This window comes from Marinobacter arenosus (assembly GCF_019264345.1).
In the GTDB taxonomy this organism is placed as follows: Bacteria; Pseudomonadota; Gammaproteobacteria; order Pseudomonadales; family Oleiphilaceae; genus Marinobacter; species Marinobacter arenosus.
The window spans coordinates 2,287,117-2,305,628 of sequence record NZ_JAHVAO010000001.1 but is presented as its reverse complement, the minus strand read 5'-3'; the positions used below and the strand labels follow the sequence as shown (position 1 = coordinate 2,305,628).

General features: G+C 63.1%; 17 protein-coding genes. 4 read left to right on the top strand and 13 right to left on the bottom strand.

Features of this window, described 5'->3' with window-relative positions; all coding sequences use genetic code 11:
• Nucleotide 1: 1 nt before the first annotated feature.
• Nucleotides 2-889, bottom strand: a complete 888-nt coding sequence (locus KXD86_RS10635) for an AEC family transporter (RefSeq protein ID WP_218635996.1) — start codon at nt 887-889, stop codon at nt 2-4.
• A gap of 204 nt (nt 890-1,093) precedes the next feature.
• Between KXD86_RS10635 and KXD86_RS10630 the strand changes: the two genes are divergently transcribed.
• Entirely contained in the window at nt 1,094-2,290 is a 1,197-nt protein-coding gene (locus KXD86_RS10630) for a MalY/PatB family protein (protein ID WP_218635995.1), read from the top strand.
• 1 nt (nt 2,291) lies between these two features.
• On the opposite strand, the gene KXD86_RS10625 is transcribed toward KXD86_RS10630, so the two are convergent.
• The 4 genes from KXD86_RS10625 to KXD86_RS10610 form a co-directional block, all read right to left on the bottom strand.
• Entirely contained in the window at nt 2,292-2,828 is a 537-nt protein-coding gene (locus KXD86_RS10625) for a carbohydrate-binding protein (protein ID WP_218635994.1), read from the bottom strand.
• A 15-nt stretch (nt 2,829-2,843) separates the two neighbouring features.
• Nucleotides 2,844-3,788, bottom strand: a complete 945-nt coding sequence (locus tag KXD86_RS10620) for a DMT family transporter (RefSeq protein WP_218635993.1) — start codon at nt 3,786-3,788, stop codon at nt 2,844-2,846.
• 43 nt (nt 3,789-3,831) lie between these two features.
• Nucleotides 3,832-5,268 (bottom strand): succinylglutamate desuccinylase/aspartoacylase family protein, encoded by a 1,437-nt coding sequence (locus tag KXD86_RS10615; protein WP_228739367.1) that lies wholly within the window; start codon nt 5,266-5,268, stop codon nt 3,832-3,834.
• Between the two features lie 310 nt (nt 5,269-5,578).
• A complete protein-coding gene (locus KXD86_RS10610; protein WP_218635991.1) occupies nt 5,579-7,216 on the bottom strand; it encodes an MBL fold metallo-hydrolase in 1,638 nt (545 codons plus the stop codon).
• Nucleotides 7,217-7,360: 144 nt separating this feature from the next.
• Between KXD86_RS10610 and KXD86_RS10605 the strand changes: the two genes are divergently transcribed.
• Nucleotides 7,361-7,786 (top strand): thioesterase family protein, encoded by a 426-nt coding sequence (locus KXD86_RS10605; protein ID WP_218635990.1) that lies wholly within the window; start codon nt 7,361-7,363, stop codon nt 7,784-7,786.
• On the opposite strand, the gene KXD86_RS10600 is transcribed toward KXD86_RS10605, so the two are convergent.
• The 4 genes from KXD86_RS10600 to KXD86_RS10585 form a co-directional block, all read right to left on the bottom strand.
• Nucleotides 7,772-9,061 carry an MATE family efflux transporter gene (locus KXD86_RS10600; RefSeq protein WP_218636798.1) on the bottom strand — a complete coding sequence of 430 codons (1,290 nt, stop codon included), beginning with the start codon at nt 9,059-9,061 and terminating at the stop codon, nt 7,772-7,774. The genes KXD86_RS10605 and KXD86_RS10600 overlap by 15 nt on opposite strands.
• Before the next feature lie 178 nt (nt 9,062-9,239).
• Nucleotides 9,240-9,737, bottom strand: coding sequence for a thiol peroxidase (gene tpx, locus KXD86_RS10595; RefSeq protein WP_218635989.1), 498 nt, complete (start codon nt 9,735-9,737; stop codon nt 9,240-9,242).
• A gap of 104 nt (nt 9,738-9,841) precedes the next feature.
• Nucleotides 9,842-11,062, bottom strand: a complete 1,221-nt coding sequence (locus tag KXD86_RS10590) for a multidrug effflux MFS transporter (protein WP_218635988.1) — start codon at nt 11,060-11,062, stop codon at nt 9,842-9,844.
• A gap of 225 nt (nt 11,063-11,287) precedes the next feature.
• The gene (locus KXD86_RS10585; protein WP_218635987.1) at nt 11,288-12,199 is read right to left on the bottom strand and encodes a LysR family transcriptional regulator; all 912 of its coding nucleotides are present in this window, start codon (nt 12,197-12,199) and stop codon (nt 11,288-11,290) included.
• Nucleotides 12,200-12,307: 108 nt separating this feature from the next.
• Here KXD86_RS10585 and KXD86_RS10580 point away from each other — a divergent pair, with 108 nt between their 5' ends.
• Nucleotides 12,308-12,979: a haloacid dehalogenase type II gene (locus KXD86_RS10580; protein ID WP_218635986.1), complete on the top strand. Its 672-nt coding sequence runs from the start codon at nt 12,308-12,310 to the stop codon at nt 12,977-12,979.
• Nucleotides 12,980-13,132: 153 nt separating this feature from the next.
• Here the strand turns inward: KXD86_RS10580 and KXD86_RS10575 are convergent, their stop codons facing one another.
• Nucleotides 13,133-14,284: an alpha/beta fold hydrolase gene (locus KXD86_RS10575; protein WP_218635985.1), complete on the bottom strand. Its 1,152-nt coding sequence runs from the start codon at nt 14,282-14,284 to the stop codon at nt 13,133-13,135.
• Between the two features lie 200 nt (nt 14,285-14,484).
• Here KXD86_RS10575 and yihG point away from each other — a divergent pair, with 200 nt between their 5' ends.
• A complete protein-coding gene (gene yihG / locus KXD86_RS10570) occupies nt 14,485-15,375 on the top strand; it encodes a 1-acylglycerol-3-phosphate O-acyltransferase, YihG family (protein WP_218635984.1) in 891 nt (296 codons plus the stop codon).
• 18 nt (nt 15,376-15,393) lie between these two features.
• On the opposite strand, the gene KXD86_RS10565 is transcribed toward yihG, so the two are convergent.
• The 3 genes from KXD86_RS10565 to KXD86_RS10555 all read right to left on the bottom strand — a co-directional run bounded on the left by KXD86_RS10565 (nt 15,394) and on the right by KXD86_RS10555 (nt 18,410).
• The gene (locus KXD86_RS10565) at nt 15,394-15,603 is read right to left on the bottom strand and encodes a hypothetical protein (protein WP_218635983.1); all 210 of its coding nucleotides are present in this window, start codon (nt 15,601-15,603) and stop codon (nt 15,394-15,396) included.
• A gap of 60 nt (nt 15,604-15,663) precedes the next feature.
• A complete protein-coding gene (locus KXD86_RS10560; RefSeq protein ID WP_218635982.1) occupies nt 15,664-17,652 on the bottom strand; it encodes a ribonuclease R family protein in 1,989 nt (662 codons plus the stop codon).
• An 83-nt stretch (nt 17,653-17,735) separates the two neighbouring features.
• Nucleotides 17,736-18,410, bottom strand: a complete 675-nt coding sequence (locus KXD86_RS10555; RefSeq protein ID WP_218635981.1) for a Fe2+-dependent dioxygenase — start codon at nt 18,408-18,410, stop codon at nt 17,736-17,738.
• Between the last annotated feature and the right edge of the window lie 102 nt (nt 18,411-18,512).

The following is an 18,512-nucleotide window of genomic DNA, read 5'->3' as shown; positions in this document are numbered from 1 at the left end:
CCTAGATATAGCCCTCGGCGAACACCAGGCCCAGGACAATGGGCATGACCACCAGGCTGCCCAGGTTACCGAGCAGCACCAGCGAAGCGACCTTGTGCGGTTCCTGGCGGTATTGCTCCGCGACCATGTAGTTGAGCACCGCTGGCGGCAGGGCGGCGAAGACCCAGAGCGCGGCCACCTGAAGACCGGGCAGGTCGAGGAGTTCGATCATCGGCCAGGCCAGGATCAGGCCGCTGGCGGGGCAGGCGATGGCACCGAGCATTCCCAGCTTCCAGTCACTGAAATCGACATCCAGCATCCGCACACCCAGGGCGAACAGCATGAGTGGAATGCACACGCCCCCGAGCATGTTCAGGGTTTCCAGCAACCATGCCGGCAGGGGAACGCCACCAAGGTTGACTGCCAGGCCGGCGATACTGGCGAAGACAATGGGCAGCTTCAGGCGCTGGACGATCGAGGTATGGGGGTCGAGCATGTACAGCCCAACCGAGAAATGCAGCAGCATCTCGACAATGAACAGGACCACCGCCGCCGGCAGCGCGGCATCGCCGAAGGCCAGCACCAGCAACGGAATGCCCATGTTGCCGGAGTTGTTGAACATCATCGGTGGCAGGAAGGTTTTCAGGTTCAGCTTCAGTACCCTGGCCAGCGGGTACAGAACGATGCCGGACCCCAGCACCACCACGGTTGCGGCGAGGGCCAGGCGGGCGTATTCCTGCAGCGGCGCCTGCTGGTCGGCCAGTACCGCGAACACCAGCATGGGCACGAACAGCTCCATGTTGAGAATGTTCAGGCCCTGGATGTCGGGGGTGCGATAGCGGCCGTAGAGAGCCCCACAGCCAGCAATCACAAAAACCGGCAACATCGTGGAAAGAATCTGGGCAATCATGCAAAGCTCCGACGAGCGTGACGGTGGTCCATTGGATAAACTGTTAGGTTCGCAAGTATCGGGCTGTCTGGGCAAGCACTATTCAACGGTGTTCGACCAAAGCAGAAGGCCCCTGCCGTCCGGGCCCCGGTTGCGGTGGCCGGACCCTGGCCCCACAATACGGGCCAATACAGTAAGCGATGACCGCCTGTCAGGGAGTAGTTTGTGACCAGTCCGTTCGATCAGCCCGTTGCCCGTGACCACACCTGTTCGGTGAAATTCGATGCCCGCAAGGCGGTGTTCGGCCGTGAGGATGTGATTCCGGTCTGGGTCGCGGACATGGACTTTGCCGCCCCGGAGGCCGTTACCCGCGCCCTGGTGGAACGTGCCCGGCACCCGGTGTACGGCTATACCCTGTTCCCGGACAGCCTCTTCCAGGCCATGATCGACTGGTTTCACAGCCGCCATGGCTGGGACATCGAGCGGGACTGGATCCTGATGGCGCCGGGCGTGGTGCCCTCGCTCCACGCCGCCTGCATGGCTTACGCCGAGCCGGGCAACGGGGTGATCATCCAGCCACCGGTGTATCCGCCGTTTTTCAGTTCGGTTCGCCAGAGCGGTCGAACGGTAATCGAGAATCCGCTGATGCTGGAGGAGGGAGACGGGTCCGGCCCGGGTCGCTACCGCATGGATCTGGAACACCTGGAGCAGTGTGCGGCCCGGGCCGATGCCCGGGTGTTGATGCTGTGTTCGCCCCACAACCCGGTGGGCCGGGTCTGGAGTGCGGACGAATTACAGGCGGTCCTGGCCATTGCCCGAAAGCACGGCCTGGTGGTGCTGTCGGACGAGATCCACTGCGACCTGACCTTTGATGACGGCCCGCGACATACGGTCCTGGCGACGTTGGCAGAGCCCGATGACGCGCTGGTCACCGCGATCGCGCCCAGCAAGAGCTTCAACATGCCGGGGCTGGGCTTGTCGGCCCTCGTGATCCCCGATGCGGACCGTCGCGCGGCCATGAAAGCCGTCTTCCAGACCCTGCATATGACCCAGTGCAACCCGTTCAGCGTGGCCGGGTTCGAGGCGGGCTACCGAGAGGGTGGCGCCTGGCTGGATGAGCTGAGGGGCTATCTGCAGGCGAACCGCGATTACGTGGAGGAGGCAGTCAACCGTCGCCTGCCCGGCATCAGGGTCTCGGCGCCCGAGGCGACCTACCTGATGTGGCTGGATTGCCGCGAGCTCGGCATGACAGACACCGAGCTCAAGCGGTTCTTTGTTCAGGAGGTGGGCGTCGGCATGAACCCGGGGCTGAGCTTCGGCGACCCGGGTTCCGGTTTCATGCGGCTGAACATTGGCTGCCCCCGCGCGGTGCTGGCGGAGGTGTTGGAGCGGATGGAAACCGCCCTGGGCGCGCGCGCCTGACTTACTGGGTTTCCGGGGACAGCATCTGTTTCAGCGAACAGTGGTCCTCCACCTCGCGCCACCGGGGAGGCTCGGTCATGCCCGGCATATCGCCCGACGTGGGCCGAATGGCCTCCCACACCATGCCGCCGTGTGTGGCCAGGCTGCCGACGATGTAACTCTCGGCAAAGCGCCATTGTTCGGGCCGCTCACACACGGTGGGCTCGTCCCCGTCCGAGGATGTCGGGTCGGCCACCGGGGGCACGGTCGTTTCTTCCGCCGCTTTCTGTTTGGCTCTCTGTTCGGCGTCGCATTCCGGCGCTTCATCCAGCTCCTTCCAGTCGAAGCTGATCCCGGGTTCCTTGCCTTCGCTGATCTGCCGGGCTTCGAACCACTGGCCTTCATAGAACACCGCGGCCCCGGCGGTGTAATAGCGGCTGGGCAGCCAGCCCGACTCGTCCGGGTCGCAGGGTTTGGCGAGTGCCGTGGTGGTCAGACCCAGACCCACCAGAAGCAACAGCAAAGAAACGAACGGATGTGAATTACGTTTGCTAAACATAAGGGTCTCCTTGTCTCAGCTCGACTCGCGATAGGTCGTCGCCTGCCGACCGGCCCGGGTTGCCAGCACCAGACCTGCCAGAATAAGCAGTCCGCCGACAACATGGAATAGGCCCAGCGATTCCTCAAGGAAAATGCCAGCGAGAACCGACGCGAAGACGGGCGTCAGGTACATGAATATTGCCGCTTTTGACGGGCCGATGGCGTGAACACCGTGGTTCCAGAAGCCATAGGCCAGAATGCCGGGGAAGATGGCGAAATAGAGCAACGGAAGCAAGGTGTTGCCGGAGAGTTCGAAGCCGCCAGAGAAGAACATCAGATCAGTCAGGTAGAAGGGCAGGATGACCAGGGTGCCCAGCAGGACCTGCGTGGTCAGGAAGGTCAGTGCCGGCAGGGGCACCGCCTGGCGCCGCAGTAGCACCGAAAACAGCCCCCAGCTAAAGACCGCGGCCACCATGATCAGGTCCCCCGGCTGGGCCCGGAGTCCGGTCAGCACCGTGATATCACCCTGGGCCACGACGGTCAAAATGCCCATGACCGCCAGCACAATGCCGAGCGCCTGCAGGGGACGGGTCCGATCGCCAAGCAGGATCCAGGACATCAGGGCGACAAAGATCGGAATGGTGGCGTTGATCAGGGCAATGTTGGTGGCCGTGGTGCTGGTGGCGGCGAAGTAGAGCAGGGAGTTGAACGCACCGACACTGAAGGTCGCAAGCGCCAGCATTGATCCGAGCCGGTCCCGGATGATCTGCCGGTGGCGCCAGACGCCCGGCAAGCCCAGGGGCAGCAGGATGGCCAGCGCGATGACCCAACGCCAGAACGACATGGACAGCGGCGGGATACTCTCCACCGTGCCCCGGGCCACCACGGCGTTGCCGGCCCAGAACAGGGGCGTAAGCACCAGCCCGACGTAGGCGAGGCCCGGGATGCGGGATAACGGTCCGGCGTTTTCTGAAGACACTCGTACTCAATCCTCGGGTGTGGTCAGGAAAACGCACAGGATACTACTCTCCCGGAACTTCTGCCTCCGTACCAATGTGGTAGGCGGCGAAGCCCGCCATCACCACCTGGTCCACCGCCATACCGATGATCCGGCCGTTACTGCTGGAGCGGATCGGGTACTGGGCGTTGGTAATCGGATCGGCCACGTAGCCGAGAATTTCGCCCTCGGACACGCGGGCGCCCAGGTCCACTTCACTGAACAGGATGCCCCCATGCTGGGCCCGGATCCAGTCGGAATCGTAATAGACCGGCTCAGGGTCGCCCCAGACGAACATGCGGGAAATCATGCCCTGGCGTTCCATCAGGCTGGTGAGACTGTTCACGCCGGCCTCGATCTGGTGCTCCTGGATGCGGTGGGATTCGCCCGCCTCCATGGTGACCGTGGTGATGCCGGCCTCTACCGCGGCGCTGCGAAGCATGCCCGGGGAGCCGGTACTGTGCACCACCGCCATGCGGTCAAAGCCCTGGGTAAAGGTGGCGACGTCCGGATTGTTCATGTCGGCCCGCAGTTGCGGCAGGTTGGTCCGCTTCAGGGAGCCGGTATGAATGTCCACCAGCATGTTACAGCGGCGGATGATGTTCTCGAACAGCGAGTGGGCAATGCGGTCCGCCAGGCTGCCGTCGGGGCTGCCCGGAAAATGCCGGTTGAGGTCACGACGATCCGGCAGATACCGGCTGCCCTGCTGGAAACCGGGCAGGTTCACGATCGGGATGCCGACGACCCGGCCGGACAGTTTCTCCGGATCGAGGTCGTACATGGTGCGCCGGATGATCTCGATGCCGTTCAGTTCGTCACCGTGGATTGCACCGGTCAGGCACAGGGTTGGGCCGGCGTTGGCGCCGTTCACCACCAGCACCGGGGTCGGTTGGGACAGCCCGGCAATCTGGATGCCCGGAGACCAGGCCAGTCGGGTAGAGGTGCTGGGCAGAATCTCGGTGTCCAACAGGGTAAAACTTTCGGCCGGCTGAACGGCGGGCTCCCTGGCTACCGTGCCCCCCGTTTCCTCGCCAAGGCGGATCTCGCTGTCCTCGGTTGGCGTGGTGACCACGGCCGGTTCGGCATCGGCAGCCGGTTCAGCGGCGGTCGCCGGCGTCGCCGGAGCGGATTGCGGCGTCGGCTCCGGGGCGGGGGCGACCTCCTTCAGGTCGATGTTGGGCGCCACTTTCTTGGATTTGGGTTCCGCAGAGTCAGCCGCCTTGGGCCCGCTTGCACTAGCGCTGGCGGTTTCGGACGCGTTCGGGGCGGCATCCCCGGTCTCACGCGGACGGGATTGCTCGACGTCTTCAACACTCTCGTCCTCGGCGAGGACGGCGATCCGGGTCTCCGGGCTCTTCTCGCTGTCGGTCGCGGAGGTTTCAGCCTGCACGAACGCAGGCACGGCCAGCGCGAGCGCGCAGGCGAGTGGTCGAAATGGTGTCAGCGTGTAATGCCAGTGCAACAGCATAGTTCCTCACGGGTCGTCAGAATGCGCTCAAGGATAGAGTGCCCCTGGCGGTCATGAATACAGCTGTGACAAAGGTTTAATGCCACCTTCATGAAATGCCGGTATTTTTCGGGTTCCTGTGCAAAATCTGCGCAGGCCATATTTTGTACAGATGGCCCAGTTATACCTGTCAAATGGGATTAACAATATGGATCTTTTGCGACTTCTGGTAGCGATTTTGTTACCGCGTTAGGCGTTTGTTTGCCGGAAGGCATCGCGAGGAAGTCAGCCGGAGCCGGGCTATCCGCCCGGCTCCGGCTGCCAATCAGGTGCGCGGGGTGGGCTGCCAGAGCTCGTCAGACTGGCGGGCGCGGCCGTCGATCTCCAGCTTCAGCAAATGGGCGAGCGCCGAGCGCGCCGCCAGGCCATGAATGGCGGCCGGAACGTCGTCGTAGGCGTGGGTCGTCAGATCCTTCAGCGTGGCCGGTCCGTGTTGTTTCAGCGCCTTGGCCACCTTGTGTTCCCGGGCCAGCCGGTGGGTGATCAGGAAATCAATCACCGCTTCCGGATACCCCATCAGAAAGCCGTGCGCCGGGGCAATCACCCGGATCGATTCCCCAAGCAGATCGTACAGGGCATCGAGGTACGCCTTCATGTCGCCATCCGGCGGATTAATCACCACCGTTGACCCCTGCATGATGTGGTCACCGGAGAACAGCATGTTGGGACCTTCCAGCAGATAACACACGTGGTTCGACGCGTGGCCGGGCGTGTGCAGAGTCTTCAGAAGCCCTGCCTCGGTCACAATCAGGTCGCCGTGTTCGGGCTCGTCATCCGGTGCAAACGTCTGGTCCTGACTGGGGCCCTTGGGCGCGGGCAGGCCGAAGACCCGACACCCGGTTTTTGCCTTCAATGTGGCGGTGGCGGGTGAATGATCCGGGTGCGTGTGGGTGACGATCACCTGGTCAATGACGCCGCCGGTCAGTTCCAGAATGCGCTCGATGTGCACCGCATCGTCCGGGCCGGGGTCGAGTACGGTAAAACGTTCATCGCCCAGCACATAGGTGTTGGTGCCTGGCCCGGTCATCATGCCCGGGTTGGGTGCGGTCAGCCGAACCACACCGGCGGCCACCTCGACCGGCTCGCCCGGAACAATCTCGGCGCGGGTACTGCCCTCGCCCTCGGGATCAAGCTGGGTGGCCTCGTCGTAGGCCGGCGCCCCAGGCTCCAGCATGACCGGCTTGCCCTTCTTCAATGCCGGCCAGGGCTGGCTGGGGTAGGTCTCCGGCGGGTTGGCGTGGGCATAGCGCATCAGCGCCTCGGTGCTCGGAAAATCGCTCAATACTCGCATGGTCCGAAGCGTTGGCAGCCCGAGCAGACGGCGGCCACTGCGATGGTCTTCCAGGGCCTGCAGCGGGCTGATCCACAGATGGTCGATGGTCTCGGTACCGTCGTGGCTGGCGGTTTGACCCTCGGGCGCGCCGGTCACGAAAAAGCGGGTATCGAAGCGGCGAGGCGGCCCCGGTGGCGTGGTCCAGTGGCTCAGGTACGCCAGCCGGTCCAGCGGAATGGTCAGCCCGTGCCGCTGGCACAGGTCCGCCAGGCCCAGTTCGCCCTGGAATACCGCCTCACGGTCCCGATGCACGGGGTGATCCGCGCCGATGGTCTGGCCGGCCTCATCGATGGCCACCAGAATGCCGGCCTCCTCGAAACACTCCCGGACGGCGGCGAGCATGTAGTCGGCGCCGCCCTCGTCCAGGCTCATGACCTGGCTGATCTCGGTATCCTCCGGCCCCACCGCGTGCGCCCGGGCCGTGGCTTCCTGCTGATCCACCGCGCCCCCCGGAAACACGAAATAGCCGGGAAGAAAGACCGCATCCCAGGTGCGCTGAAGCAGCAGCACTTCAACACCGTCTTCCGTATCCCGAGTCAGAACCAGAGTGGCCGCAGGGCGAATATCCATAGTTTTCCCGTTGTTAATATGTATTGGAGCGCCGGATAAGAGATACGAAGCAAGATAACTGAATTCACCGCAAGATGAACAGTCCAAGCCAAACGCGTATTATGCGCCCTGCCAATCGAATCCCCAGCCAGACAGGTACCCCACGTGGCCCGCATCAAACTCGCTTTCCCGGATGACGTCTTCTGTTTCGAAACCAACATGCCGGTGCGCATCACCGACATCAACGGGGCTAACCACCTGGGCAACGACGCGCTGATCTCCATGCTGTCGGAGGCCCGCGCCCAGTTCCTGGTGAACTACGGCATCCAGGAAGCTGGCCACGACGGGATCGGCATCATCGTGACCGATCTGGCCACCATGTATCAGTCCGAATCCTTCTTCCCGGAAATGCTTCGGTTTGAAGTCGGGTTGATGGATTTCAACAAGTACGGCGGGGATTTCGTGTTCCGGGTCACCAAGGCCGAAAGCGGCCAGCCTGTGGCGCTGGCCAAGTACGGCTTTGTGTTCTTCAACTACCAGCGCAAGGAAGTGGCGCCCATGCCCGAGAGCTTCCGCTCACGCTTTGGCTGATACCGGCGCCGAGCGCAGCTTGGTCATGCCGGCGCGATAGAAGCTGTAGGCCATAACGCCGGCAAACAGGTTGCCCACCAGGGCCCCGCTCATCAGGCCGTAGATGCCATTGAGCTGGCTGCCGAGCCAGAGCAGTGGCAAAAAGCACAGGAACAGCCGCAGCGTGGATACCAGCAACGCCCGCATGGCCAAGCCCAGGGCGTTGCACACCGACACCATCAGCATGCACACCCCGAGGCCGCTGTAACTCAGCGGCACCCGGAGCAGGTAGCCGGCCAGGATGTCCTGAACCTGGGCATCGCTGGTGAACAGCTCCGACACCAGCCCCGAGGCGACCAGCCAGGTCAGCCCGATGGCCAACTGCCAGGCGACCACAAACCGCACCGCGATGCGCACCAGTTTGCGGATCTGCTCGATATCCCCGGCGCCCAGCAACCGGCCGATCATCGGTGGCATCGACATGGTCAGCGCCAGCACCACCACGATCGAAAAGAATTCCAGGCGCGTGCCCAGCCCCCAGGCCGCCACCGCTGCCGACCCAAAACCCGCCACCATCGCGGTGGCCAGCATGGCCGAGGCCGGCGGCATCAGCTGGCTGACCATGGCCGGCGCCATGATGCCGTTGAGCTGCTTCAGCGCCTGGCCCAGGGCAAGCTGGCGGAGATCGAACCGGGCCCAGTGCCGTTTCAGGAGCTTGGGATAGATCACCAGGCAGCCCAGGCTAAAGGAGGTGACCGTTGCCCAGGCGGCACCGGGGAGGCCCCAGTCGAAGACAAAGATGTAGAGCGGATCCAGGGCGATGTTAAGCAGGCTGGTGGCGACCATCATGTAGCCCGGCAGCTTGGTGTCGCCATGGGAACGGCAGACGCTGTAGCCAAAGTACAGGGTGGCGCCGGTCCAGGCAGCAATCAGCCAGGGCAGCCAGTAGCTGCGAATCATGGGCAGCAGTGACTCCTCGGCCCCGAGCGCGGTCATGATCCACTCCTGCAGCACCCACAGTCCCACACACAGCACGAACACCAGGCTGCCGCCGACCGTGATGACCAGCCCGCCCAAGCGAAAGGCACGGAGTTCGTCGCCCTGGCCCAGGGTTCGGGAAATGATCGCCGTGGTGGCGATGCCGAGCCCCACCTGAAGCCCGATGATGAGCTGCTGCATGGGCAGGGTGAAGCCCAGGGCCGCCAGGGGATCCCGGCCTAGTTGGCCGATAAAGGCGCTGTCGGCCAGTTGAAAGGTCATCAGGGAGAGCACGCCAAACAGCATGGGCCAGGTCATGGTGTAGAGCTGACGGGGCAGGCTGGCGGTCTCGGGTGGTTTGCTCACGGGATGAGGGTGTGGCCTTGGTTCGACATGGGGCACAGATCTTAACAGGTTTGGGGCCAGGTTTCGGTGGCGACGTGCTGGTCGGGGCTGACGCCGCAGGATGCGCCGTCAGCCCGATCCGTTCGGCGGGTCAGAGTGCCTTTAACGCGGCCTCGTAATCCGGCTCGTCCTTGATCTCATCGACCAGTTGGCTGTACATGACCTTGTTGTCCTCATCCAGCACGACCACCGCACGGGCACACAGCCCTGCCAGCGGACCGTCCTGGATGGCGACGCCGTAGTCCTGCTGGAAGCTGTAGTTGCGGAACGTCGACAGCGTGATCACGTTCTTCAGGCCTTCCGCGCCGCAGAATCGGGCGGCGGCGAATGGCAGGTCTGCTGAGACGACCAGGACAACCGTGTTTTCGAGGCTGCCGGCCTTTTCGTTGAACTTGCGGGTGGAAGCGGCGCACACGCCGGTGTCTACGCTGGGGACGATGTTGAGAATCTTGCGCTTGCCGGCCCAGCTGTCCAGTTTGACCTCTTCCAGGCCGCTGTTGGTGAGGGTAAAGGGCGGCGCGTTTTCACCCGGTTTCGGGAAGTTGCCGCTCAGTTCAATGGGGTTGCCGTCGAGATTTACCTTGCTCATGACCTTTCCTTAGCTATCGGGTGCGTGGGAATCAGAGTTATTCAATTTACTCTTTGTAGTCCAGTTTGGACTATCTTGCACCCGATCGGTTCTCTGGCCAGTGATTATGGCGCGGAGGCACCCTGGGGTTCGAAACCCACTGCCGGATGTCGCTGGACCAGCAGCAGGTAGCTGGCCAGGGCCGCACAGGCGCACACCGCAATCACCATGGCCATCACGAGTGACGTGCCATCGTGGAGGTGGCCCACCAGCATGCCGGCACCGGCCGCAACGGCCATCTGGGCAAAACCGAACAGGGCGGATGCCGAACCGGCCATGCGCGGGAAGTTGGCCATTGCGCCGGCCATGGTCTGGGGCAGCACCATGCCGGTGCCGAGCATGAACAGGGTCTGGGGCAGAATGACCGCCCAGACATTGTAAACCCCGGCCAGGGCAAGCCCTGCCATCAAACCGCCACCGGCCACCGCGATGACCAGTCCTCGTACCAGAATCTGGTCTGGCAGCAGTCTGCTGCCCAGGCGAACGGCGGACAGGTTCCCGGTGACGTAGCCGGCCACCATGCACGCGAAGAACAGCCCGAAGTGTTCGGGCGCCACACCCAGGAAGTCGATCAGCACGAACGACGAACCCGACAGAAACGCAAACAGGCCCGAGAAAATCAGGGCGTTGGTCAGGGTGTAGCCAAGAAAGCTGATGTCGGTGCCAATGCGCCGATAGTTACGCAGCAGGCTGCAGAGCTTGAGCGGCTGGCGATAGTCCGGGCGCATGGGTTCGGGAATGCCGAAGGCCACCACAACCGCCATCACCAGGGCGTAGCCTGCGAGGACCAGGAAAATGGACGACCAGCCGAGGCCGGCGACCAGGAAGCCGCCGATGGTGGGCGCAATGGCCGGTGCCAGTGCCATGATGCTGGCAAGAATGGCGAGGATCCTGGCGGCTTCACGGGGGGTGTAAATGTCCCGGATCGCGGCGCGGCCCAGGACCGGGCCTGCCGAACCACCCAGGGCTTGCAGGAACCGACACAGCATCAGGGTTTCGATGTTCGTGGCAAGAGCACAGCCAATGCTGGCGATAGCGAATAGCACGAAGCCCCCGATCATGATCGGCTTGCGGCCGAAGCGGTCGGCCAGGGGGCCGCAGATAAGCTGGGCCAGCGCAAAGCCGACCATGTAGAGGCTCAGTGTCAGCTGGACCTGATCGGTGCCGGTACCAAAGTCGCTCCCGATCTGCGGCAGCGCCGGCAGGTACATGTCGGTGGCGAGCGGCCCGAGCGCCACGGCGGCGGCGAGCAGGATGGTTGTCCAGACACTGGTAAGCGTGAGCATCTTGTTTCCTGAGAGTGGAGGAGGCCCGCTGGGATAAATGCCTTCCAAAACCCGCTCCTGGCGGCACATCCCTGTGGCGCTTGAGCTTCGCCATCCTCGGCTCCGCGCAGTTTTGGAAGGCATTTATCCCAGCAGGCGGTCAAACTGTTGAAGGGAGTCTAGTGTCGTTCGGCCAGAAAAATAACGGCCGCAGGCTTCATACGATATATGAACAATATCGATTGATTATGGGTTGAGACCGTTCATGGTCGCTGCCACGGCGTTCACATGATTCCGCAGCCAGCGGTGGGCGGGGTCGTTCTGGTTCCGGCGATGCCAGAGCATCAACAGGGTGAAGGGTTTGAAGTCGAAGGGCAGGGGTGTCCAGGCAAAGTCCCGAAGTAAGTGTTTGCTCATCAGCTCGGGCGCGGTGGCCAGCATATCGGTCCCGCGCAGGAATTCGGGCAGGCCGGAGAAATTGGAGACGGTCACCAGGTTTCTCCGAGTCAGGCCGCGGGCGGACAGGGAGGTTTCCAGGCCGGGTTTCTCGCCCGTGGCGAACAGCAGGGCGATGTGGTCGGCCTTGAGGTAGTCCGCCAGATCCTTCGGGGCGTCTCGTTGGGCCGGGTCGTAGAACACCACCATGCGATCGGCCATCAGACCGCGCTGCATGATGTCGGTCGCCTCCGGGGCGTGGGGCGACAGGATCAAGTCGCAGACGTCCTTGCGCAGCATGTCGGCATTGGGGATGCCGGACGGAATCACCTGCAGCCGGATGCCCGGCGACTCGCGGCGCAGCGTCTTGGCCAGGTGGGGCAGCAGAAGGTCGCGCTGGTAGTCGTTGGCGGCGATGGTGAAGGTGAACTCGGCGGTTTGCGGCGAAAAGGGCGGGCCCGAGGCCAGGGAATGCAGGTCGTCCAGGATCTGACGAATGTGCGGTCCGGCCTGCAGCGCGTAGCGGGTCGGGGTGATGCCGCGCCCGGATTTGACGAACAGGGGATCGCCCAGGGCCTGTCGCAGTCGATCAAGGGTGTGGCTGACCGCGGACTGACTGACTCCCAGTTTGATCGCCGCGCGGGACACACTGCCCTCATCCAGCACGGCGATGAAGGTGCCGAGGGCGCGGATGTCCAGATTGAATGTATCGATGGGGTTCATGAATGGCAGTCTACCTCAGAGCCGGGCGCTCCGGAACGGTACGCGGCAGCGAACCGAAAGATTTGGTAGGGTTGAGCCATTGTCCGGGCAAACAGGAGAGCAATCACGATGACCATGCGACTGGCGTTCGATGTGTACGGCACCCTGGTGGATCCCATGGGGATGTCGGAATTGCTCAGGCAGGATGCCGGTGACCAGGCTGGGGCGGTGGCGGCCCTGTGGCGGGAGAAACAGCTGGAGTTCTCGTTCCGGAAGGGGTTGATGAAGCTGTACGAGGATTTTGGTGTGTGCACCCGGCAAGCGCTTCGGTTTGCCATGGCATCCCACAAGCTGCCGTTGTCGGACCAGCGGGAGAATGAGTTGCTGATGGCCTACCTGTCGTTGCCCGCGTTTGACGATGCACTGCCGGCGTTGCAGTCGTTAAAGGGCCAATACCCCCTGTTTGCGTTTTCCAACGGTACCTACCCGGCACTGGAGAAGGTGTTGGGTCACAACGGCCTGCTGGCGCAGTTCGAGGGGCTGGTGTCGGTGGATGATCTGAAAACGTTCAAGCCGGACCCTGCCGTATACACCTATGCCCGGCGTGCGACCGGCGCCTGGGACGAGCCTTTGTGCCTGGTGTCCAGTAATGCCTGGGATGTGATCGGGGCCCGGGCGGCGGGGTTGCTGGCGGTCTGGGTTCGGCGCGATCCGGAGAAGGTGCTTGAGGATTGGGGGATTGAGCCTTCTGCCGTTATAAGTTCACTTTCGGAGCTGCCCGAGACTCTTGAGAACCTCTAGCCTTGGTGGCGTGGCCACTGGCTGCCGGCTTCCAAAACCCGCTCAAGCACATCCCTGTGGCGCTTGAGCTCCGCCATCCATGGCTCCGCACAGTTTTGGAAGCCGGAAGCCAGCGCCCAATCATCTGCAGAGCCTGCCGTCGAAAAAAACTTTTTAGTCCGAGCGCTCAGCCAGCCACTCGGCCAGTTCCAGCCAGCTTTCCTTGGGCGCCTTGCTGCCCGCCAGAATCCCCATGTGACCACCCGGCACCACCCGGAAGGTTTTGTCACCGGAGCTGACGTGGTCCATCACCCGCTTGGCGGCGCCCGGGGTGACCATGGTGTCCTCGCTGCCGGCGATGGCGAGTAAGTTGGCGTTCACATTCTCCAGGCGGGCAACGTCGTCGCCGATCTGGATGTCGCCCTTGGAGAGTTGGTTGTCGATCCAGACGCGCACCACGGTGTCCTGGATGATGCCGCCGGGGTAGGCGACCATCCGGTCGAGAAAGGCCGAGGTGGTGGCGTGGTTGGTGACAAACTCCCGGTCGCCCAGGCGCACCACCAGCTCCCAGTAGCTCATCACGCTGGCGATGGGGTTGGTCAGTTTGAAGCCGATGGTGTTGGCCCAGCCGGGCGTGTGGAACCAGTGGGGTTTGACGTTGTGAATGCGGAAGCCGGTGCGTTTGCGGACGAATTCGGCAACGTCGGCCATGCGCTGGTTCAACAGCCCGAGGATGCCGGAGGCGTGGCTGTCGATGGGCGAGCCCAGGACGATGGCGTTACGCACGTGCTGGTCGTTGCTCAGGGCGGAGTAGAACAGGGTGAACATGCCGCCCAGGCTCCAGCCGTGCAGGGTCAGTTCCTGTTCGCCGCTGTGCTGACGCACCCGGTTCAGGTAGGCCGGCAACAGCTCTGCCACGTAGGTGTGCAGGTTGTAGTGGCTGTGGGCCCGGGTTGGCACGCCCCAGTCGATCAGGTAGACCTCGAAGCCTTTGGCGCGCAGGAAGCGGACCAGGCTGCGCTGGGGGAACAGGTCGTAGATGAGCATGTTCACGGCCAGGGGCGGGATGATCACCACGGGGGTGCGGTGGGTCTGGCGTTCGACCGGAATCAGGGTGTCGTCCAGTTCGATGAAATCCTCGTCCAGCGGCGGGTAGTAACGGAAGCTGACGAGGCCGTCGCTGTGGAGGGTCTCGAACGGGGTCTGGCCGGCCTGCACTAGGCTGGCGGCGCGGAACACCCGGTCAAAGGCGTTGCCGGCGTAGAGCGCGGTTTGTCGGGTCAGCCCCGATGCCCGGTCGGCGGCGAATTTGAGAAGGTTTGGCATTGGCAAGTCCATAGATGTCAGGCCCGGCATGATGACGAAGGGGACGTTGGGAGCAACCATAGAGTATCGTGGCAGGGTTCGGCTATGGCAGATCCGTCCATCCCGACTGGCAAACTGGTCACTTTCGGCCACTGCCCAAGTGGGTCATCGGTTGCTATCATTGCCCCCCATTTCCGCCCAACAATGACAACAGGAATCGCATGCTCAGTTTCCTCCCGGCTCCCGTAATCGGCATCCTCAATTCCATTCTGCTCGGCATCAACACCCTGGTCTGGTGCATTCTGCTGTACATCCCGGCGATCCTTAAGCTGGTGGTTCCGATCAAGGGGTTTCGTGTGCTCTGCACCCGCGTGATCATCGCCATTGCCGAGGCCTGGGTGGCCTGCAACGTTGGCTGGATGAAGCTGACCCACGGCACCCAGTGGGACGTGAAAGGGGCCGAGCACCTGAAACGGGAAAGCTGGTACCTGGTGCTGAGTAACCACCAGAGCTGGGTGGACATCCTGGCGATGCAGCGGGTGTTCAATCGCCGGGCGCCGTTCCTGAAGTTTTTCCTCAAGCAGCAGCTGATCTGGGTGCCGGTGATCGGTCTGGCCTGGTGGGGGCTGGATTTCCCGTTCATGAAACGCTACACCCGGGAGTATCTGATCAAGCATCCGGAAAAGCGTGGCGAGGACCTCAAGGCCACGCGCATTGCCTGCGAGAAATTTCGCTACACGCCGGTGAGCGTCATGAACTTTGTGGAAGGCACCCGGTTTACCCAGGCCAAGCACGACAAGCAGAAATCCCCCTACACCCACCTGCTCACGCCGAAGGCCGGTGGCGTCGCGTTCGTGCTCGATGCCATGGGTGACTCCATCGAGACCCTCGTCGATGTCACCATCGCCTACCCCGGCGGCGCGCCGACCTTCTGGGATTTCATCTGTGGTCGGGTCCGGGAAATCAAGATGGAGATCCACACGGTGGCCATCCCGGAACACCTCAAGGGCCGGGACTACTCAACCGACGCGGAGCACCGCAAGAACGTGAAGGATTGGCTGGCCGACCAGTGGCGGGCCAAGGATGAGCGGCTGGAGCGGATGCTGGGCTAGCCGGGCAGGGAGGGCGCGTCAGGCCTTGTCGCCTTCGTCGTCCTCCACCTCGTCCGGGTGTTCGCGCTTGTAGCGTTCCCACTCTTCCCAGTCATGGGGCGTGCCGGCATGCGGCCGGCGCAGATGCCGGGCGTGTTCCATGGCGTTGTGCCGGAGGCTGTGGTCCCGCTCCTCTTCGTCCTTGTCGAAGCCGTACTTTTTCAGAAATTCGTCAGGCGTGATGGGCATGGCGCACCTCCCTCCAAGGATGTCTCCTTACGTTTACGATGCGCCTGACCTGTCGGTTTTTCAACCAGAGCTGGCGGGCTTATCGGCGGTCTGGATTTCCTCCGCCTCCACCAGCTTGAAGTTGATCTGTCGGCGTTCCTCGTCGACCCCGGCAAAACTGACCTTCACCGGCTGTTCGATCTGGAAGATGCGACCGTTCTTGTTGTGAATCAGGCGCAAGGTCACCGGATCGAAGCCGTATTTGCCGTCCAGGTCCTTGCAGCTGACAAAGCCTTCGAGGCCATTGGCGTCCAGGCGGACAAAGAAACCGGCCGGTACGGTGCGGCTGATGACGCCGGGCATGGGTTCGTCGCCCAAGGTCTTGGCAAAGTCGCTTTTCAGCCAGGCTTCCAGACTGTTCGCGGCCTGACGCGCCCGGATCTGGGCCTGTTGCAGGCTTTCCAGCTGTGCGTCCGTCAGCGCCTTCATCGGGCAATCCCAGAGCGCCGATTTGATCAGGCGATGCACGTAGAAATCGGAAAACTTCCGCAGCGGTGACGTGAAGGTGGTGTAGGCGTCCAGCCCCATGCCCTGGTGCGGCGCGGCCTTGAAGCCGAGCTCCGCGCGGGCCAGCTGGCGGGAGATGATGGCCTTGACCGGCACCTCGGCGTCGAGCTCTTCCGTCTGTTTCATCAGCGTGCGGAAACCGTCCGCGCTGTTGGCATCCACGTCGGACAGGTGCGGGGCATGGCTTTCCAGCAGCGCCCGGATGTTGTCCAGCCGGTCGTCCCGGAGGCCCGGATGCTGGATGAACAGGCCGGAGGCCTGGCGGGTCAGGAAATCCGCGGCGCAACGGTTGGCCGCCACCATGCATTCCTCGACCAGGCGGTGGGCCTCGTTCTGCACCGACGGCTCGATCATGCGGATGCGCTTGTTCTCATCCAGCCGCAACCGGAACTCGGGCCGGTCGCCGCTGAGCAGGGCATGCTCATTGCGCCATTTGCGCAGGGCGGTCGCCACCTGGTGCAGCTGATCCAGGCTGTTGGCCACCGCGTCGGGCAGCGCCTTGATGTCCTCGTCTTCGCGGCCTTCAATCAGGTTGGCCACCAGCTCGTAGCTCAGCTTGCGCTGGGACCGGATGACCGCCTGGTGAAAGCTGTAGTCGCCCAGGCTGCCGTCATTGTTCACCTGCAGGTCGCACACCAACGCCAGTCGGTTGACCTCGGGCATCAGTGAGCACAAACGCGTGCTCAGGCTGTCCGGGAGCATGGGCAGGGGCTCACCCGGAAAGTAGATCGCGGTGGCGCGATTGAAGGCTTCCTGCTCCGCCGGGCTGCCGGGTTCGATGAGAGCGGTCGGGTCCGCGATGGCGATGGACAGGGTCCAGCCGGTGGCGTTGGGTTCGGCCAACAGGGCATCGTCCATGTCCTGGGTGCCCGGGCTGTCGATGGTCACGTAGGGCTGAGAGGTGCGGTCCTCCCGCTCGGCCTGCCGCGCTTCGATCGATTGCTCATCAAGGCTGTCGGCCTGGGCCTGCACCGGCTCCGGCCAGGCATCCGTCAGATCGAAGGTGGCCAGGGTCAAGGAACGCTCGATGCCGGGTTCACCGGCCTTGCCGATCACCCGCAGTATCCGGGCCTGGCCCTTGCCATCCTTGATCGGATGCTTGTGGATCTCGCAGTAGATGTAGTCGTCGGGCTGGGCGTTCATGCGCGCTTTCGGCGGAATGAAGATCCAGCGGTTGATGCCCGGGGTCTCCGGCACCACGAAATGGCCCTTGCCCTTGACCAGGTAACGGCCGACAAAGGTGGTCAGCCGGGACTCCAGCAGCTCGTCCACCACGCCCTGGGTCTTGCCTTTGTCCACTTCCTGTTCGGTGACGTTGACCCGGTCGCCGGGCAGCACCTTCTGCATCTCTTCGGGAGGCAGGAATACATCCCGACCTTCATCCAGGGCAACGAACCCGAACCGGCCGTTGGTGGCCTTGACGGTGCCGGGGTAGACCACCTTATTTTCTTCGATGTCGGATTTCAGCTGGCGCAACTGGCTGAGAGCGTCGGCATTGAGCATGAATGAACCTGGCTGGAAATAATGAATGTTGGGGCGGAGTATAACGGTTATGGCTGCATGCGTCAGATAGCGGACTTCCCAAACTAGATTTCGGTCCAGAAACGCTGGAGATTGGCGAGCGACTTGGTGAGCAGATCGAACTCGGCGGTCTTGCCCTCGCGCTCAAACAGCTGGCGGCGAGCCGTGTCGAGATCGAACAGCACCTCCCGGTGCGCGGGATCCCGGATGGTACTCTGAACCCAGCCGATGGCAACCCGACGCTGTCCCCGGGTGACCGGTTCCACCCGATGCAAGGTGGAGGAGGGATAGATCACCACGGAGCCGGCGGGGAGCTTGTAGGACTGCTCCCCGGCGCTGGTGTCGGTGACCAGCTCGCCGCCATCGTAGCTGTCCGGGTCGTCCAGGAACAGGGTAAAGGAGATGTCGGTGCGCAGCCGCCCCGGCCCCCGACCCATTACCGGGTCATCCACATGGTTGCCGTAGGTCATGCCGTCCCGGTAGCGGCTGAACAGGATGGGGGTCATCTTCGCCGGCCGCACCGCCATCTGGAACAGGGGATGTCCGGTGAGGGTTTTTTCCACTTCCGCCCGCAAGCCCTGGGCGGTCTCGTCGGCCACCTGCATCTGTTCGTTGTTCTTGACCAGGCGGGCATGCCAGCCCGCGGTCTTGCGGCCGTCTTCAAAGCTGCCGCTGTCGAGTGCCGAGCGCACGCGCTCCAGTTGTTCGGCGCCCAGTACCTCACCAATACACAGAATCATGGTGTCTCCAATTGTTAATACGAATAATTTGCAATCAACGCCCCGTTTGACTCATCATGCACCACCATGAATGTGCCATCAATCTTCCCGCTGTCCGTGTGT

What these genes read in the sequence shown, in the direction of transcription:
- KXD86_RS10600 (WP_218636798.1), bottom strand. Translation starts at nt 9,061, where the DNA reads ATGACCTGGCCCATGCTGTTTGGCGTGCTCTCCCTGATGACCTTTCAA.
- KXD86_RS10565 (WP_218635983.1), bottom strand. Translation starts at nt 15,603, where the DNA reads ATGCCCATCACGCCTGACGAATTTCTGAAAAAGTACGGCTTCGACAAG.
- KXD86_RS10585 (WP_218635987.1), bottom strand. Translation starts at nt 12,199, where the DNA reads ATGAACCCCATCGATACATTCAATCTGGACATCCGCGCCCTCGGCACC.
- KXD86_RS10560 (WP_218635982.1), bottom strand. Translation starts at nt 17,652, where the DNA reads ATGCTCAATGCCGACGCTCTCAGCCAGTTGCGCCAGCTGAAATCCGAC.
- KXD86_RS10580 (WP_218635986.1), top strand. Translation starts at nt 12,308, where the DNA reads ATGACCATGCGACTGGCGTTCGATGTGTACGGCACCCTGGTGGATCCC.
- yihG (WP_218635984.1), top strand. Translation starts at nt 14,485, where the DNA reads ATGCTCAGTTTCCTCCCGGCTCCCGTAATCGGCATCCTCAATTCCATT.
- KXD86_RS10555 (WP_218635981.1), bottom strand. Translation starts at nt 18,410, where the DNA reads ATGATTCTGTGTATTGGTGAGGTACTGGGCGCCGAACAACTGGAGCGC.
- KXD86_RS10575 (WP_218635985.1), bottom strand. Translation starts at nt 14,284, where the DNA reads ATGCCAAACCTTCTCAAATTCGCCGCCGACCGGGCATCGGGGCTGACC.
- KXD86_RS10590 (WP_218635988.1), bottom strand. Translation starts at nt 11,062, where the DNA reads ATGCTCACGCTTACCAGTGTCTGGACAACCATCCTGCTCGCCGCCGCC.
- KXD86_RS10625 (WP_218635994.1), bottom strand. Translation starts at nt 2,828, where the DNA reads ATGTTTAGCAAACGTAATTCACATCCGTTCGTTTCTTTGCTGTTGCTT.
- KXD86_RS10610 (WP_218635991.1), bottom strand. Translation starts at nt 7,216, where the DNA reads ATGGATATTCGCCCTGCGGCCACTCTGGTTCTGACTCGGGATACGGAA.
- tpx (WP_218635989.1), bottom strand. Translation starts at nt 9,737, where the DNA reads ATGAGCAAGGTAAATCTCGACGGCAACCCCATTGAACTGAGCGGCAAC.
- KXD86_RS10635 (WP_218635996.1), bottom strand. Translation starts at nt 889, where the DNA reads ATGATTGCCCAGATTCTTTCCACGATGTTGCCGGTTTTTGTGATTGCT.